This is a genomic window from Streptomyces sp. NPDC059454 (assembly GCF_042749965.1).
In the GTDB taxonomy this organism is placed as follows: domain Bacteria; phylum Actinomycetota; class Actinomycetes; order Streptomycetales; family Streptomycetaceae; genus Streptomyces.
Genome location: NZ_JBHYVC010000014.1, coordinates 44,190 through 61,127 on the forward strand (window position 1 = coordinate 44,190; position 16,938 = coordinate 61,127).

At 69.2% G+C, this 16,938-nt stretch carries 11 protein-coding genes and 2 pseudogenes; 6 read left to right on the plus strand and 7 right to left on the minus strand.

The features are described 5' to 3' along the window. Positions 1 to 74: 74 nt before the first annotated feature. On the minus strand, positions 75 to 2,162 hold the full coding sequence (locus ACFXAE_RS12915; protein ID WP_384712432.1) for a BTAD domain-containing putative transcriptional regulator: 2,088 nt from the start codon (positions 2,160 to 2,162) through the stop codon (positions 75 to 77). A gap of 153 nt (positions 2,163 to 2,315) precedes the next feature. Here ACFXAE_RS12915 and ACFXAE_RS12920 point away from each other — a divergent pair, with 153 nt between their 5' ends. Next, positions 2,316 to 3,197 carry an alpha/beta hydrolase gene (locus tag ACFXAE_RS12920; protein ID WP_384712435.1) on the plus strand — a complete coding sequence of 294 codons (882 nt, stop codon included), beginning with the start codon at positions 2,316 to 2,318 and terminating at the stop codon, positions 3,195 to 3,197. 575 nt (positions 3,198 to 3,772) lie between these two features. Here the strand turns inward: ACFXAE_RS12920 and ACFXAE_RS12925 are convergent. The 4 genes and pseudogenes from ACFXAE_RS12925 to ACFXAE_RS12940 form a co-directional block, all read right to left on the minus strand. Beyond that, a pseudogene (locus ACFXAE_RS12925) lies at positions 3,773 to 5,513 on the minus strand (pyruvate dehydrogenase). Positions 5,514 to 5,815: 302 nt separating this feature from the next. Next, positions 5,816 to 6,154, minus strand: a complete 339-nt coding sequence (locus tag ACFXAE_RS12930; protein WP_384712438.1) for a GNAT family N-acetyltransferase — start codon at positions 6,152 to 6,154, stop codon at positions 5,816 to 5,818. 22 nt (positions 6,155 to 6,176) lie between these two features. Next, positions 6,177 to 7,166, minus strand: coding sequence for a pirin family protein (locus ACFXAE_RS12935; protein WP_384712441.1), 990 nt, complete (start codon positions 7,164 to 7,166; stop codon positions 6,177 to 6,179). A 694-nt stretch (positions 7,167 to 7,860) separates the two neighbouring features. Beyond that, the gene (locus tag ACFXAE_RS12940) at positions 7,861 to 8,631 is read right to left on the minus strand and encodes a GNAT family N-acetyltransferase (protein ID WP_384712444.1); all 771 of its coding nucleotides are present in this window, start codon (positions 8,629 to 8,631) and stop codon (positions 7,861 to 7,863) included. Positions 8,632 to 9,352: 721 nt separating this feature from the next. Here ACFXAE_RS12940 and ACFXAE_RS12945 point away from each other — a divergent pair. The 5 genes from ACFXAE_RS12945 (at position 9,353) to ACFXAE_RS12965 (ending at position 13,931) form a co-directional block, all read left to right on the plus strand. Further along, complete coding sequence (locus tag ACFXAE_RS12945; protein ID WP_384712447.1) at positions 9,353 to 10,423, plus strand: LLM class flavin-dependent oxidoreductase; 1,071 nt, start codon at positions 9,353 to 9,355, stop codon at positions 10,421 to 10,423. Then, positions 10,420 to 11,088 carry an NADPH-dependent F420 reductase gene (locus ACFXAE_RS12950; protein ID WP_384712449.1) on the plus strand — a complete coding sequence of 223 codons (669 nt, stop codon included), beginning with the start codon at positions 10,420 to 10,422 and terminating at the stop codon, positions 11,086 to 11,088. Before ACFXAE_RS12945 ends, ACFXAE_RS12950 begins: the two co-directional genes overlap by 4 nt. A gap of 77 nt (positions 11,089 to 11,165) precedes the next feature. Further along, positions 11,166 to 11,558, plus strand: coding sequence for a GNAT family N-acetyltransferase (locus ACFXAE_RS12955; RefSeq protein ID WP_384712452.1), 393 nt, complete (start codon positions 11,166 to 11,168; stop codon positions 11,556 to 11,558). Positions 11,559 to 11,680: 122 nt separating this feature from the next. Next, on the plus strand, positions 11,681 to 13,024 hold the full coding sequence (locus ACFXAE_RS12960) for a glutaminase (RefSeq protein ID WP_384712455.1): 1,344 nt from the start codon (positions 11,681 to 11,683) through the stop codon (positions 13,022 to 13,024). A gap of 64 nt (positions 13,025 to 13,088) precedes the next feature. Next, positions 13,089 to 13,931: an alpha/beta fold hydrolase gene (locus ACFXAE_RS12965; RefSeq protein ID WP_384712458.1), complete on the plus strand. Its 843-nt coding sequence runs from the start codon at positions 13,089 to 13,091 to the stop codon at positions 13,929 to 13,931. Positions 13,932 to 14,269: 338 nt separating this feature from the next. On the opposite strand, the pseudogene ACFXAE_RS12970 reads toward ACFXAE_RS12965, so the two are convergent. Then, positions 14,270 to 14,404: pseudogene (locus ACFXAE_RS12970) on the minus strand (hydrolase); the annotation flags it as partial. A gap of 282 nt (positions 14,405 to 14,686) precedes the next feature. Next, a complete protein-coding gene (locus tag ACFXAE_RS12975) occupies positions 14,687 to 16,117 on the minus strand; it encodes an endo-1,4-beta-xylanase (RefSeq protein ID WP_384712461.1) in 1,431 nt (476 codons plus the stop codon). Positions 16,118 to 16,938 lie beyond the last annotated feature (821 nt).

Genomic DNA, 16,938 nt, shown 5'->3' on the forward strand with positions numbered 1-16,938 from the left:
GTCGGTTCACCGCATCCTGCCACATGCCGAGCCACCCGCCACGGCACGGTTCGTGACTCCCGCTGAACAGACGCTCAACGGACGCCCCGCGTCCACTCCGCCGTCAGCCCGTCCGCGTCGGACGCGGAGAAGGACGGGTCCCGCACGCCGAGGGCCGCGTCGGCGGCCCGCAGATGGCGGGCGACCGGGCCGAAGGAGACCAGGCCGCTGCCACCGCCGGCCGACTCGCCTTCAGCGGCGGCGAGTTCGTCACGGGCGCGGCGCAAAACCTCCTGGTGTCCCACCGCCGCGGCGGTGCGGGCCAGGACGCACCAGAGCGCCTCCTGGAGGAGGTCGTGGGGTGGCCGGGGAACCGTCGTGAGTGCCTGCCGGGCCCGCTCGGCGGCGCCGGAGGAGGCCAGCAGCAGGGGGACGAGCCACGGCCGGTAGGGGCCGGCGTCGAGGCCGGCGAAGTCGTCGGGGTCGGGCAGGGTGTCGTCCCGCATGACCGGGACGAGCGCGACGAGGACGGCCGCTCCCCGGGTGAGTCCGGGCATGCCGTGGCCCGCGGTCTCCGCGAGGAGCTTCGCGTACCGGGGGCGGGCCGCCGTCCATCCGTCGGTCTCACAGGTACGCAGGGCCCGGTACCAGGAGGTGAACACCGCGGCGAGCGGCCGTTCGTCGCGGTGTGCCAGCCGGTCGACCTCCTCGGCCTCCGCGTCCGCCGCCGCGAGGTCACCGAGGCCGGCGAGGGCCTGGACGCGGACGAGGCGGCCCAGGACCTCGTGGCCGGGCAGTTGGTGGTCGACGGCCAGCCGGGTCAGTTCGGCGCCGAGAGCATCCCGGCGGGCGGCCGATCCGCAGGTGGCGAAGGACTGCATGAAGGCGCCGTTGAGGGCGAACGCGAGCACCGCGGGGTCACCGAGGCGGCGGGCGAGGCGGACGGCCTCCTCGGCGGCGCGTTCGGCGCGCAGCCGCCACGGTTCGGCGGCGGACGCGGCGGCCGCCCGGGGAAGCGGTGCGTCCGCGGCGGCGTCACCGCGTGACTCGACGGCGACGACCGACAGCAGCCGGGTCCGCAGCGCGGGCGGTCCGCCGGGGCCGAGCCGGGCGGCGGCGCGGGCGGCGGTCCGGACGAGTTCGCCGGCCTGGGCGGGGTCGTCGGCCCGGGTCCAAATCGCCGGGACGTCGTAGGAACCGATGATCCTCGCGGCCAGCTCCGTGTCTCCGGTCGTCTCGGCCGCGGCGACCAGTTCACGCCGGTGCTCACGTGCCTCTTGCAGGCCGGCGGCGCCGGTCACCGCGAGGTCGCGCAGCAGGCCGGCGGTGGCGTGCAGCCGGGCCCGGGACCGGGCGGGCACCGAGCGGTCCCACGCGGCGGCCGTGCGGTCCCAGACGCCGTCCACCGCCCCGGCCGGCTCGGTCGCGGAGCCGGTGGTGTCGCTGAGCAGGCGTGCCTCGGTACGCGCCAGGGCGGCTCCGGTGTCGGATCCGTATGCGCTGACGAGGGCCTGACGGGCGTGCCGCAGGGTCTCCAAGGCCTCGCCGCGACGGCCGGACCGGTCCAGGGCGGTCGCCAGCAGCACCCACCCGTCCTCCCGCCCCGGGTGCGCTGCGACGTGGGCCCGCAGATCGACGACGGCGTTCCGGGCGGCGCCGGTGGCCAGGAGCGCGTCGGCGCGACGCTCGACCGCGTCGAGGCGGAGCGCCTCCAGCCGGGCCTGTTCGGCGGCGGCCCACGCGGCGGCGGGGAAGTCGGCCAGGACCGGCCCGCGCCACTGGGCGAGCGCCTCGTCCCAGAGGGCGACCGCCGCGTGCGGTGGCGCCCCGGCGGCCCGCGCGGCCGTGTCCTCGAACCTCCAGGCGTCCACCGCCTCGCGTCCGGCGCGCAGAACGTATCCGGGGCCGTCGGTGACCAGCAGCCGCGACGGCTGCCGGGAAGGACGTCCGGGTTCCAGGGCGCGGCGCAGCCCCGCGACGAAGGTGCGGAGTGCGCCGATCGCGCCCGCCGGGGGTTCGTCCTCCCACAGGTCGGCCACGAGCCGACCGACCGGGACCACCCGGTTGCGGGCGATCAGCAACCGTCCGAGCACCTCCCGGTGGCGGGGCGCGCCGAGCGGCAGGGGCACGCCGTCAAAGTCCCGGGCGGCGACCGGTCCCAGCAGTCCGAACTCCACACCCACGGCACGGTCCCTTCGTGGGCGGCGTCGTCCCCGGGATGCCGCGTGGCCACTCATCGATCGCTGATCCGGAGCCCGCAGCCTGGGTGACGTCCCCGGACGACCCGGACCGCCGGGCCCGGAACGTCCACTCTGCCACGAGCCACAGGAGTCGCTGTGACACACCCGGGCATCCCCGGATTCACCGAGCACCGCGTACCGGTCGACGACGGCCTCACGCTGAACGCCGCCGTCGGCGGCAGCGGTGCTCCGGTCGTGCTGCTGCACGGTTTTCCGCAGACCCACCTGATGTGGCGGCACGTCGCCGCCGACCTCGCCGCCGACCACACCGTCATCTGCCCGGATCTGCGCGGTTACGGCGCCAGCGACAAGCCCTCCGAAAGCGGCCCTGAGGTCTACTCCAAGCGCACCATGGCCCGGGACGTGGTCCGCCTCGCCGCCGGGCTGGGTCACGACCGCTTCGCCCTGGCCGGCCACGACCGCGGCGCCCTCGTCGCCTTCCGCGCCGCGATGGACCACCCGGGCACCGTGTCCCGGGCGCTCTTCCTCGACGTCCTGCCGACCCTCGACATGTGGCACGCCCTGCACGGCGTGTCCGGCGCGGTCGGCTTCCACCTGTACCTGATGGCCCAGGCCCCGGGCCTGCCGGAACAGATGATCCAGGCGTCCGCCGACGCCTTCTTCGGCCACTTCCTCGACACCTGGACCACTACCCCGGACGCGATCCCCTCCGACGTGCGCGACCACTACCTCGCGGCGTCCGCGGCGGCTGTGCCCTCCATCGTCGCCGACTACCGCGCCTCGGCCGGCGTGGACGTGGACCACGACACCGCCGACCGGGAGGCGGGCAACCGGCTGGCCATGCCGGTCACCGTCCTCCAGCAGGACTGGGGCGCGGCACTCGGCTACCACGCCCAAGGGCTGTGGAGCGCCTGGGCCGGGGACCTGCGGCACCGCACGGTCTCCTGCGGCCACTTCATGGCCGAGGAGGACCCCGCGTTGGTCGCCGACGAGATCCGGGCCCTCGGCGGCCGCTGACGACCGCGGCCCCGCTCCCTCCCCCGGCCGGGACGGCGGGAGCGGGCACTGCGCCATCGTGCGTGGACGGCCCGTGGACGGGAATACCGACTGCGACCCGCAGGGGCCGCGCTCGTCGAGACGGTTGTCGCCGCGCGCCCCGGGCGACGATGTCCCCCAGCGCATCGCCCCGAAGTGGCCCCGGAAGGAGCCTGTGGTCCGGCCTGTCCGCCTGGACGGATCGGGCCACAGGGGCCGGGGCCGGACTTCCCCTTCGGCTGCTCCGGTGGCTGCTTGGCGGTCCCGAGATCGCTACGGTGGAGTGGCTGGGCGCACCATGCGTCGGCCCCCAGGCCGAAAGCGGCGGCTGTCGAATCGCCCATGTCCGCCTCCTGGTGCTGCTACGCCCGTTCATGACCCCACGCAGGGGAGATCGGTGGAGTACATGCGTCGGGCCGTGAATCCGAGGCCTCGCCAGGCGGACGGCCTCATTACGAGAGCCGGCGACCACCTGCGCCCCACCCGCGGTGTTCATGGGGAACCCGGTGGATCACGGAGAGCTGGGTGACTCGACCTCGATGAGGACGGCGGCCGTCTCAGGGGCGGGGAATGTTTCGCAGGTTGGCGCGGGCCAGGTCGAGCATCTTGCCGACGCCCCCGTCTAGCACGGTCCGGCCCGCAGCGAAGGCGAATCCCCTGACCTGGGCGGCCGAGATGTGCGGCGGGATCGACAGCGCGTTGGCGTCGGTCACCAGGTCGACCAGGAACGGTCCGTCGTGGGCGAGCGCCCGCTTGAGTCCCTCGACCACATCCCCGGGACGCTCGATGCGGATCGCCTCGATGCCCGCGCTGCGGGCGATCGCCGCGTAGTCCACCGGCTCGTGGTCGGTCCCGTGCTCGGGCAGTCTCTCGACCAGCATCTCCAGCTTCACCATGCCCAGGGAGGAGTTGTTGAAGACGATCGTCTTCACCGGCAGATCGTGCAGCTTCACCGTGAGCAGCTCACCCATGAGCATGCCCAGTCCACCGTCACCCGACATCGAGATCACCTGGCGGCCGGCGTAAGCGAACTGCGCGCCGATGGCGTGCGGCAGCGCGTTGGCCATCGTGCCGTGCAAGAACGAACCGATCACCCGGCGCCGCCCATTAGGGGTCAGATAGCGCGCCGCCCACACATTGGACATGCCGGTGTCCACGGTGAACACTGCCTCGTCAGCTGCGAGTTCGTCCAGGACCGAGGCCGCGTACTCAGGGTGGATCGGGGTGTGCAGCTCGACGTCGTGGGTGTAGGCGGAGACCACCTTCTCCAGCGACTTGGCATGCTTGTGCAGCATCCGGTCCAGATAGGTACGGTCCCGCTTCGCCTTGACCAACGGCAGCACGGCCCGCAGTGTCTCCCGGACGTCGCCGTGGACCCCGAGTTCGAGAAGAGTGCGACGGCCGAGGCGGCCGGCATCGTGGTCGATCTGCACGGTCCGCGCCTGCGGCAGGAAGTCGTTGTACGGGAAATCGGTGCCGAGCAGGACGACCAGGTCGGCCTCGTGCATCGCGTCGAAGCAGGCGCCGTATCCCAGCAGACCGCTCATGCCCACGTCGTACGGGTTGTCGAACTGGATCCACTCCTTGCCCCGCAGGGTGTGCCCGATGGGGGGCGGCGGCCTTCTCGGCGAGCGCCATGGCCTCGGCGTGCGCGTCCCGCACTCCCGCACCGCAGAACAGCATCACCTTCCGTGCCGCGTTCACCTTCTCGGCCAGCGCCCGAACCTGTGTGTCCGGCGCGACGACCCGGCCGCGCTCGGTGACCAGGTCGCTGATCCCCGTCGGGTGAGCCGCCTCGTCGTGCGCGACATCGCCCGGTATCACCAGGACCGACACCGCGCTGTTGCCGAGAGCCCGCTGCATGGCGATCCGCAGAACCCGGGGCAGCTGCCCGGGGGTGCTGATCATCTCGCAGTAGTCGCTGCAGTCGGTGAACAGCCGCTCCGGGTGCGTCTCCTGGAAGAAGCCGGTACCGATCTGGTGGGACGGGATGTGCGAGGCGAGTGCCAGCACGGGCGCACCGGAGCGGTGCGCGTCGTACAGCCCCTGGATCAGATGCGTGTTTCCGGGGCCGCAGCTTCCGGCACACACCGCGAGCCTGCCGGTCAGCTGTGCCTCCGCTGCCGCAGCGAAGGCGGCGGCCTCCTCGTTCCGTACATGCACCCACTCGATGCCGTCGGTACGGCGCACCGCGTCGACCACCGAGTTCAGGCTGTCACCCACCACGCCGTAGATCCGCTGCACGCCCGCCTGGCGCAGAATGTCCACCAGCTGCTGAGCCACGGCCAGATTCCGCATCGCCGGACTTCTCCCCTCAGGCTGCACGCCTGCCCCATACGACTCTCGACAGCCCCAACATAGTTGATGTATCCACTTTAGAGCCACGGGCTCCGGGCGAATGCGCGCTCCCGGACGCCATCGGCTTCCGGATGGACCACGACGGACCGATCCCGTGGCAACGATGCGCCCCGACCAGGCCAAGGGACCAGCCGATGAACATGACCGCGGCAGCCTGATCGTGTGGCGGTCCACAGGTGGGTGGAGTCGGCTTCTCCGCACACGGTGCGTTCGTGACGTGTGGCGGAGCACCGCTGGCGAACTCAGCCGAGCTGTGCCCTCAGCCACCGCCGGACATCAGGTGTGACCGGGTCGGTGATGTCCGCGAACTCGTCGTGCCGCTTGAGGAACTTGGCGACGTAGGGGCAGACCGGGACGATCCGCATTCCGGATGCGCGCACGTCGACGAGTGCCTGCTGGACCAGCTGCGGGCCCAGCCCTTGGCCGGCGAAGGCCTCGTCGACCTCGGTGTGGAAGAAGACACGCTGCACGCCCAGGTCACGGTAGGCGGTCAGACCGGCACGTCGGCCGTCGACCAGGATCTCGTACCGGCGATCGGCGTCCGCACGCTCGACGACCGTGGTGGTGGAGGACTCGCTCATGGTGTGCCTTTCGTAAGGGAGGTCAGTGGGTCGGTGGGTTCCGGCGCGGTGTGATAACGGCGTTCGGCAGGGCGGGTGCGGGAAGGCGGCCGCCGGGAAAGTCCTCGATGACGCCGAAACGGCCGGAGGAGGCCTCCCAGTCCTCGCGGGCCTTCACGATGTCCTCGTGGCTGCGGCCTATGAAGTTCCACCACATGACGATCTCCTCCCCGAAGGGAGGTCCTCCGAGGAGGACGGCCCGCGCCGGGGCGTCGGTCTCGTTCACCATCGTCAGGGTGTCCGCGCCGCGAGGGACGTAGCCGAGTTCGGCAGGCCGCAGCACCGTGTCGATCAGGCGGATGTCCCCGCTGTCCACGAGGAGGCCGTGCTCGAAAGCCGCGTCCACGGCGAGAGTGAGCGTCACGTGCGGTTCGACGACGATCTCGGCGCCGAGCAGCGGCGTGAAGGTCCCGACCGGGGAGGCCCTGCCGACGAGCGAGCCCAGGAAGACCCTGATCTCGGCCCCGTCGACCTGCGCGGGTTCGGGCACGTAGTGCTGGAAGTCCCGGGCGGTGTTGCGGTGTCCCTCAGGCAGCGCGACCCACAACTGGACGCCGTGGAGGACGGTGGTGTCCGGGGTGGAAACCTCCGAGTGGGCGATGCCGTGTCCGCCGGTCATGAGGTTCATCTCGCCGGGCCGGATCAGGGAGCGGGTGCCGAGGGTGTCGCGATGTTCGATCTCTCCGCTGAACAGCCAGCTCACCGTCTGCAGTCCGGTGTGTGGATGCGGGGGCATGTTCATGCCCCCCGAGACGGCGACCTGGTGCGGGCCGTAGTGGTCGGCGAAGCACCAGGCGCCGATGAGTGTGCGCGCCCGCTGGGGCAGCGTCCGCCGCACGCGCATCGCGCGTGGACCGCCGAGGGGGACCTCGCGCGCCGACAGGACATCGACCCGGGGCGCTCCGGCCGGCCGGCCGCCTTCGACGAGCGCGCCGCAGCGCAGCGCCGCGGCATCGGTTTCCGCATTGCTCACCGAGAGCACCTCCCACACAATTTGGTTGTCAGGTCAACTAGGATGCCACAGCGGCAGGCCGACGGCCACAGCATCCGCACGGACGCGGGCCACTCCGAGCACGGCCCGAAGGAGGCCCGACGTGAGCAACCAGACCCACGGCTCCCCACCCCGCAGGATCTCCATCGGCAAACAGAGCCCCCATGCCTTCCACGCCCTGCCACAGACCCCGGAGGCGGTCCGGGTAACAGCCCACGAACGCGCCACGGCCGCCTTCGGGACACTTGTTCCGCACCACCAGACCGCGCTTCACCATCCGGGCGACGTGATGGAACGTCCGGCTCTTCTCCGGCCCCAACACCCCGACCGTCTCCAGATGCCTCATCGATGACCGGCGGTGACGCCCATACGCCACTGCGATCGTCGCCGTCCGGGCATCTCGCTACGCAGCACAGCCTCCGCAACGCACGGTCCCGGCCCCGATCCGGGACCGGGAGAGATCATCAGCCTGCGCATTCCGCCCCGGACCGCCGGATGATCCAACGATCAACCGTCAGGAGGACCACCCTCGACTGTCCGCATGCCGACGGCTGATCGGCCCGGAAGACCGCGCACTGCTCCACCGGCCCTGGACACCCTGGTCCACATGCTCACCGGAGTGACCGTGTCCACCGCCGACGCGGAGTCGGCCTGGAGCCATGACGACCGGGCCGGCTCAGCCGGGGAGGCGGGTGAACTCGTTGCGGAGACGACTGATGAGCCCTTGAGCGTCGAGCGTGGCGTGTTCCACCCCGGCGACGGTGATGAGACTGCCGTCCGTCTTGCGTGCCGCGCAGACCCACTCGGCCCTGAGGGTGCCGTCATCAAGGACCGTGGTGTTCCAGAAGTGCTTCATCTCGGCGTGGGCGGCGAAGTGGGCACGGTAGAAGGCGGCGATGGCCGCACTGCCGTGCGCCGGCTCCGGGCCGATCTCGACGGTCGCGTCCGCCGCGAAGAGCGCCAGCGCTTCGTCCAGAGCCGCTTCGTCATGGACCGCCCGGTCGGACAGCCCCATGTAACGGTCCAGCGCGGTGGAGATCGTGGTCATGATGGTCGTCACACTCCTCTCGTCATGTCGGGGTGGGTTCTTGAACGATCGGCCGGACGGAGTCGTGAGCACCGTCAAGTGCTCCTCGGCACGGAAACCCGCGGAGGCCTGGAGCGGCTCCCCCATCGAGCCCGCGTACAGGTAGGCGGTGCCGGCGCCCGCGGCGAATCCCGAGCGGACCAGTTCCGTCGTGAATATACGCCCGTAGCCGTTCCGGCAATGGCGCGGAAGCGTCGCGATCTCGAAGAGACCAGTCACGTTCCCCGTCACCGCCGCCATGCCGGTGCCGACCGGCTCGCCGTCCAACTCCGCAAGGCAGGCCGCGCATCCGCCGGCCTTCGTCAGCGACGGACCGGCGAAGGCGCGGAACATCCCGTACGGCGCTTCTGACTCCTTCACCAACGTCCCAGCCCGCACGCCCGGTTCATCGGCGCCGACTGCCCGGACCCGCAGTGCGCCAGGGGTCGTTTCGTCAGGCAGGCCCTGTCCGGGCAAGCGGACCAGCAGCGGTTCGGGTGCCACGCGGGTGAGCCCGTGCCGCGCCGCCGCCTCGGTGACGAGCGGCCCCGGTTCTCCCCGGACCTGAGTGCCTCAGGGGAGATCCCGCAAAAGCTCCGAGTCCGCCAACCGTGCGCTGTCGTCGGGTCCGGCTCCGGGGCGGGGCAGACGGCCGCGTCCAGCGTGACGATCGGGGTACCGGTGATCGCCGGCACTTCGAGGGCGGTGGCGTACGTGAGGACGACCGGCTCCAAGGCGTCACTCATACGGCTGAACGAGGCCGAGGAACTGGGCCATCGATGGCACCCGGGAACTCGACGCGGCGTCCGATCGGGCGCCAACGGCTCCATCCGCGCCCACCGCGCAGCCGCCAACGACACGCCAGACCCATCCTGACCGGCGACGTGCGGGGCCGCATCCACCGCGACACGATCTAGTTGACATATAAACCACAGAGGTGTCATGGTTCACATATCAACTAGATCGGCGGAGGTGGTGTGGGCGCGGGACCTGGCCGGCGGGGAACTCACGCAGGTCGCCCGGGACGGAGGTCCCGCCCGCTCGTCACGAAGCACGCACCGCCACACCCGACACAACGAAAGCGTTGAGCGACGTGAACACGATGGATGTTTCGCAAATCGAGTTCGGTATCGACAGCTTTGGAGACCGGCCCCGAAACGACCGAGGCGTGATCGTCTCGCACGCGCAGGCGATCCGCGCCGCGGTGACCGAGGCGGTCCTTGCCGACGAGGTCGGTATCGACGTGGTCGCGTTGGGCGAGCACCACCGGCCCGAGTACGCGATCTCCAGCCCTGAGACAGTACTGGCGGGCATCGCGACAGCCACGAAGCGCATCCGGCTCGCCTCGGGCGTGACGGTGTTGTCCTCGGACGACCCGGTGCGGGTGTTCCAGCGGTTCGCCACGGTCGACGCGCTCTCCAACGGCCGCGCCGAGGTGATCCTCGGCCGCGGTTCCTTCACCGAGTCGTTCCCCCTGTTCGGGTACGACCTGAAGGACTACGAGGTGTTGTTCGAGGAGAAGATCGACCTCTTCCACCGGCTCCTGGACGAGAAGCCGGTCACCTGGGAGGGCACCACGCGTGCCGCCCTGCAGAATGCAGAGGTGTACCCGAAGACGGATTCGGGACGCCTCAGCACCTGGGTAGGGGTTGGCGGGACACCGCAGTCCGTGCTCCGCACCGCTCAGTACGGCTTCGGGCTCATGCTCGCCATCATCGGTGGCGCCCCTGACCGGTTCGCTCCCTACGTGGATCTGTACCGGCGTGCCGGCCAGGAGTTCGGCACGACCGCACAGCCGATCGGGATGCACTCGCCCGGCTTCGTCGCCTCCACGGACGAAGAGGCCAAGGAGCTCTTCCACCCCGGGTACAAGGAGATCCGCGACCGGATCGGGGCGCAGCGCGGCTGGCCGCCGCTCCGCCGGGAAGAATTCGACGCCGAGGTGAACCACGGGTCGCTGTACGTCGGCTCGGTCGAGACGGTCGCGGCCAAGATCGCTCATGCTGTCCGGGCACTGGACGCGGGCCGGTTCGACATGATCTACTCCGCCGCCGGCACCGTCTCGGCCTCCGCACGGCTGCGTTCGGTCGAGCTGTACGGCACCCAAGTCATCCCTCGGGTCCGCGAGCTCCTGGCCGAGCAGCCCGCGGCCACGGTGGGAGCGGCGCGATGACCACCCCCGTTACCACTATCGGGATCCTGGGAGCCGGAAAAGTCGGCACCGTCCTGGCGCGCCTGGCGGTCGCCTCCGGCTATCGGGTCCTGATCTCCGGGTCCGGCGATCCCTCCAAGATCGCGCTGACCACCAGAATCCTCACCCCCGGAGCGACCGCCGTGTGGCCGGCCCAGGCCGCGGATGCCGCCGACGTGGTGGTCCTGGCTCTCCCGCTCGGCAGACACCGCGACCTCCCGGTCCCGAGGCTGGAGGGAAAGCTGGTCATCGACGCGATGAACCACTGGTGGGAGGTCGATGGCCCCCGCGACGCGATCCTCCCGCCCGACGCCTCTTCGAGCGAAGCCGTTCAGCGGTTCCTGACGGGCGCCCGTGTGGTGAAAGCCCTCAATCACATGGGCTACCACGACCTCGAGGACGGGGCTCGTCCAGCAGGCGGTCTCGGGCGCAAGGCGATCGCGATCGCCGGTGACTCGCCCGAGGATCTGGACGTCGTGTCTGCGCTGATCGACACGCTCGGGTTCGACCCCCTCACCATCGGCGACCTCGCAGCGGGCGTCCGGCTCGAGCCCGGAACTCCTGCCTTCGGAGCCAATGTCGACGCCGACCGGCTTCACGTGCTTACCTCCGCCCCTGCTCCGGCAAGACTTCTTGAGCACTCGTAACAGAAGACCAGGAGCGCCTCGGCCGGACCGGGGAACTGTGGCCACGCCGTGACGCCCTCTGGAGAGAAGGCAATCAGATGACTCAAGGATTGACCGGCAGCACCGGTGCAACCGTGATGGTCAAGCTCGGTCTTTCCCACCCGATCAGCTCTTACACCATTGTTCGCGCCGACGAAACACCCGTCGGCACGGCCGACTTCGTCGTCATACCTGGTGCAAGCGAAGAACGAGTATTCTTTCATACCGAGGTGTGCCAGGAGTTCGGTGGACGTGATCTGGTTGCGCTGCTGGTGAGCAAGGCGCTCACGGACAGCATTCGCGAAAATGTCACCGTCGTGCCCTTGTGCCCGATGTTCGCTCGCCACCTGCGGGTGCATGGCGACGATTTTGTCGCGAACGGTGGCATGTTCCGCCAGCCGATACCTGACGACATAGGAGTGATCACGCGCGCCGCGCTCGGCGAAGTGTGAGGCCATCTCCCTGATGCATCGCCAATGTGCTGCGGTGAAGTGTCGCCGGGAACGGCCTCGCACCACGGCGGATGCGGCGCTGATGTCATAGCACGGAGATTGCACCTACGCATGGAGGACGAATGCGGCCCATCATTCCCGACTATCTGGCCGAGGTACTGGGAGATGTGGAGTCGGACACGTCCGGGGAGACGGCGGGATACATCCCCGAGCTCGCGGCAGCGGACCCCGAGCGCCTCGGCGCGGCCTTCGCCATGAGTGACGGAGAGGTCTACGGTGCCGGTGACATCGATATCGAGTTCACCATCCAATCGATCTCCAAGCCGTTCGTATATGCACTGGCCCTGTCTGATCGCGGATTCGACCCTGTGCTCGCCAAAGTCGGTGTCGAGCCGTCCGGGGAGGCGTTCAACCAGATCTCACTCGAAAGCGATACCGGGCGCCCCCTCAATCCCATGATCAACGCCGGCGCGATCACTGTTCATTCGCTGGTCGGCGCGAAGGACCTGAATCCGACAGAGCGTGTGGAACGCGTGCTCCACGGCCTCTCGGCGTTCGCCGGCCGCCGGTTGAAGGTGGATGAGGCGGTATGCGTGTCAGAGATGGAGCACGCGCACCGCAACCTCGCCATTGCCCACATGCTCCGCAGTCACAACATCCTCACCAAGGACGCAAGGGCCGTCGTCGACGGCTACACCCGCCAGTGTTCCGTGCTCGTCACCACGCGAGATCTGGCCATGATGGCCGCGACGTTGGCCAACCGAGGGATGAATCCCCTCTCGGGTGAGCAGGTGGTGCCGGAACCGGTGGTGCGTCAGGTGCTGAGCGTCATGTTCAGCTGTGGAATGTACGACGCCGCTGGTGACTGGGCGACCCAGGTCGGTATTCCGGCAAAGAGCGGAGTGGCCGGAGGCCTGATCGGCGCGCTCCCCGGACAGATCGGCATTGCCACGTTCTCACCACGACTGGATGCTCACGGGAACAGCGTTCGCGGGGTGTCGCTGTTCGAACGATTCTCTTCGGACATGGGTCTGCATGTGATGGAGGTCCCCGCCGCCGCGCGTGCCGTCGTGCGGTCCCACCATGTCGTTGGCAGCGGACCGAACGCGCTCCGGATCCTGCAACTGCAAGGTGGCATCGGCTTTGCCGGAGCCGAGAGAGTTGTGCGGGAAGCCATGAACATTTCACCTTCGGGCGTCAGGGTGGCTCTGGACCTGACAAGGGTCCATTCGATCGACGACGTGGCACGGCGCATGCTGCTGGAGGTCGCGCGCCGACTGACGCTGGACGGTCACGAGGTCCACCTCGTCGACCCGGAATCGATCATGCCCGACCCCGACCCCGGCGATGGTGGCCGGGTCACAGTCGTAGACAACGTGGATCAAGCTGTGATTCCGCCGCGGGGCGGCTCAGCACAGGAGCCAACCGGAGGCGGAACGGCGAATCCCCTGACCCGCCTCCGATAACGCAAAGTTCTCACACACAGATATGGGCCGACGTTCGTTTCGTCGGCCAGAAGGGAAAGAAATCATGGGTTACATCACCGTCGGCACGGAGAACAGTACGCCGGTCGAGCTCTACTACGAGGATCAGGGTTCCGGGCAGCCGGTCGTCCTGATCCACGGCTACCCGCTCAACGGACACAGCTGGGAACGTCAGACGCGCGAGTTGTTGGCCCAGGGCTACCGGGTCATCACCTATGACCGTCGTGGCTTCGGCCAGTCGTCGAAGGTGAACTCCGGTTACGACTACGACACCTTCGCCGCTGACCTGAACACGGTCCTTGAGACCCTCGACCTTCAGGATGTCGTCCTTGTCGGCTTCTCGATGGGCACCGGGGAACTCGCCCGCTACGTGAGCCGCTACGGTCATGAGCGTGTCGCGAAGCTCGCCTTCCTCGCCTCGCTCGAGCCGTTTCTCGTCGCCCGCGACGACAACCCCGACGGGGTGCCGCAGGAGGTCTTCGACGGCATCGCCGCGACCGCAAAGGCGGATCGGTACGCCTGGTACAGGCAGTTCTACGCGGACTTCTACAACCTCGACGAGAACCTTGGCACCCGTATCAGCGAGGAGGTCGTGACCGGTAGCTGGAACGTCGCGATCCGCAGCGCTCCAGTGGCTGCGTACGCTGTGGTACCGGCATGGATCGAGGACTTCCGCGCCGACGTCGAGGCGGTCCGCGCGAGCGGCAAGCCCGCACTGATCCTGCACGGAACAAAGGACAACATCCTCCCGATCGACGCCACCGGGCGCCGATTCCACAAGGCGCTCCCCGAGGCCGACTATGTCGAGGTCGAGGGAGCGCCGCACGGTCTGCTCTGGACCCACGCCGACGAGGTCAACACCGCGTTGCGCGATTTCCTCTCGAAGTGACGGTGGATGACCGGCTGTTCCCCTGACGGCTTCCCATGACGCGGAACCGCGTCATCGCCGCCGAGGGGCGTATGTGGCGCCGAACTGATGTCGAGGCGCCACATACGCCCCTCGAACGCGGGAGGGATACGACATGCCGTGGAGCACTCGTCGGCTCGCCGGGCCGACGGACTTCCCTGCCGGATTCGTGTCCGTGGCAGCTCGGCTGTCCGAGGCCGACAGCTCGACTCGATGACGCAGTCCGAGCAGGGCTGGGCGGTCGGCACGGGGCTGCCGAACGCGAGCTTGACCGCGGTCGGCAACGAGAGCGTTCACGGAGCGTTTTCGGCGAGGCGTGCCGCCTTGCCGGCATCCACGGCCCGCTCGTCCTGCCAGGTGCTGATGAAGGTCCTGTTGATCGGTTTCTGCTCCGGGAACACATCCTGCAGCCCTTGGAGAAGAAGGCCGCCGCGCTCCTCCAGGACGGTTGTCATCGGGGCACGCCAGGCAACCCGGCGCAATAAACCCGCTACGCGATCGACCCGACACCTTGCGCCACTGTGCGGACGCCAAGGGGATTCGCCCCGGGCCGACCACGGGCCGAACGGCGAATCCCCTTCGGCGGGCGCCGGGTTCGCCACGGCGGGCATGCCGATCGCGAGGGTCGCCGCCGTGGGGGCGGCGACCCGGGACCACCGGCGATGTCTTCGTGGAGGGGCGGGGAAGCCGCACCTCAGGTCTTCATCGATTCACCCTTTCGTTCGTGGCAGGTTCTGTCAGGTGCGGGTCCAGCGTTGGTTGTTGCCGTTCGAGCAGGAGTAGAGCTGGATCAGGGTGCCGTTGGCGGTGCCGCTCCCGGCGGCGTCGAGGCAGAGGCCGGACTGGACGCCGACGATGGATCCGTCGGAGTTGAGGCGCCACTTCTGGTTGTCGCCGCCCCAGCAGCTGTAGATCTGGACCTTGGCGCCGTTGCCGGTGCCGGCGGCGTCCAGGCACTTGTCGCCGTAGACCCTGAGCTCACCGGCGTCGGTGTACGTCCACTGCTGGTTGGTGTTGCTGTGGCAGTCCCAGAGCTGGAGCTGGGTGCCGTCGGTGGTGCCGGCGTTGGGCACGTCCAGGCAGCGGCCCGAGCCGACGCCCTTGATCTGTCCGCCGGTCGGAGGGGGCGTGGTGGTGCCGCCGTTGAGCGCGTTGAGGACGGCGGTGTAAGCGGACTTCTTGCTGCCGTCGTTGTTGAACAGCAGCGGAGTGTCCCCCGCTCGCCAGGAGTCGCTGTCGCGCACGCCCCAGACGGTGATGCCGAGGCAGCGCGGGACGGCCAGGCAGTCGTTGACCACGTTGGCGTAGGTCGTGGGCGAGGCGCCCTGGATGTCGAGTTCGGTGACGGCCACGTCGACGCCGAGGGCGGCGAAGTTCTGCAGGGTGGTGCGGAAGTTGCTGTTGTAGGGGCTGCCGCTGTTGAAGTGCGCCTGGAAGCCGACGCAGTCGATCGGCACGCCGCGCTGCTTGAAGTCCCGCACCATGTTGTACATGGCCTGGGTCTTGGCCCAGGTCCAGTTCTCGACGTTGTAGTCGTTGTAGCAGAGCTTGGCGGACGGGTCGGCGGCGCGCGCGGCGCGGAAGGCGACCTCGATCCAGTCGTTGCCGGTGCGCTGCAGGTTGGAGTCGCGCCGGGCTCCCGAACTTCCGTCGGCGAACGCCTCGTTCACGACGTCCCACTGCGCGATCTTGCCCTTGTAGTGGTTCATCACGCCGTTGATGTGGTCGATCATCGCCTGGCGCAGCGCGCTGCCGCTGAGGTTCTGCATCCAGCCGGGCTGCTGGGAGTGCCAGGCCAGGGTGTGGCCGCGCACCTGCTTGCCGTTCTGCACCGCCCAGTTGTAGACGCGGTCGGCGGCGGTGAAGTTGAACTGGCCCCGCTGCGGTTCGGTGGCGTCGATCTTCATCTCGTTCTCGGCCGTCACCGAGTTGAACTCACGGTTCGCGATCGTCGTGTACGTCGAGTCGCCCAGTTTGCCCGAGGCGATGGCGGTCCCGAAGTAGCGGCCGCTCTGCGCCGCCGCGGCGCCGAGCGTGCTCTCGGCGGCGTGTGCGGTCGGCGGCGCGACCAGTGCGGTGACCGTACCGAGGACGCCGGCGACCAGTGCCAACAGCAGGCCGCGGATCTTCCGGCGGACAACGGGTCTGGGAAGGGCGTACGAGCCCATGACTGTGCCTCCAAGGTGGACATCACGAAAGGACTGAAGCGCGGGGGAACGCGTCGTCCGCTCCCGCTCGGCAGACGGACGGGGCGGGCCGGAACCCGGGCAGCACGGAATCACCGGACACCGCGGTCATGGGTCCGGGACGATCTCAGCCGGCACGGACGGCACCCGGTCGGCCGTCGGGTGACGTACGGCGGGCAGCGGGCGGTGCTTCGACACGGACATGGGGGTACTCCATCGCGGCTCAGCCGGGGGACCGCCACGCGGCATCACGCACCTCTCCAACCGCGTGAAGAGCCAGGATGCGCTGGTGCGAACCTCACCGGAACGAAACGGGGTGGCGCAGGTGCTTCGGTGCGGATCCGTTGTGCGGCCGTGCGCGGATCCGCCATGCGGCACAGATTGCTCAAGGCTGCCGCGGTTCGGCATTTCGAACCGTGGCCGGTTTCCCAGACAGAGATGATTGAGGTATTGACGGGGGATCGTCAATACTCCTCACAGAAGAAGTTTCGATTACCTGCTCGAAACTTTCCGGAATCCCGGTGAGCCGGCCGGTACCCCGGCACCACTGTCGGCGGATGCCGTAGAGCCGGGGCCGGGACGAGTGCACGGAAGCCGCTTGCTCGACTTCGCCCCTCCGCGCAGACATCTTGAACTGGCGAGCGGTATCGCGACTCCGGGCTTCTCCGGCCGGCGCGACAGCTCGCCAAGTCCGAAGGGGAGGCGCCGTTTGTGGACAGATCGGCGACAGGCCTTGACCGGAGGGCCCCACATTCCTAGCTTGTGGCGTCAAGGCATCCGGGAATTCTTCGAAACTTTCGAGG

Coding starts and splice junctions, on each gene's coding strand:
- ACFXAE_RS12930 (WP_384712438.1), bottom strand. CDS start 6,154: ATGAGCGAGTCCTCCACCACCACGGTCGTCGAGCGTGCGGACGCCGAT.
- ACFXAE_RS12945 (WP_384712447.1), top strand. CDS start 9,353: ATGGATGTTTCGCAAATCGAGTTCGGTATCGACAGCTTTGGAGACCGG.
- ACFXAE_RS12950 (WP_384712449.1), top strand. CDS start 10,420: ATGACCACCCCCGTTACCACTATCGGGATCCTGGGAGCCGGAAAAGTC.
- ACFXAE_RS12955 (WP_384712452.1), top strand. CDS start 11,166: ATGACTCAAGGATTGACCGGCAGCACCGGTGCAACCGTGATGGTCAAG.
- ACFXAE_RS12960 (WP_384712455.1), top strand. CDS start 11,681: ATGCGGCCCATCATTCCCGACTATCTGGCCGAGGTACTGGGAGATGTG.
- ACFXAE_RS12965 (WP_384712458.1), top strand. CDS start 13,089: ATGGGTTACATCACCGTCGGCACGGAGAACAGTACGCCGGTCGAGCTC.
- ACFXAE_RS12975 (WP_384712461.1), bottom strand. CDS start 16,117: ATGGGCTCGTACGCCCTTCCCAGACCCGTTGTCCGCCGGAAGATCCGC.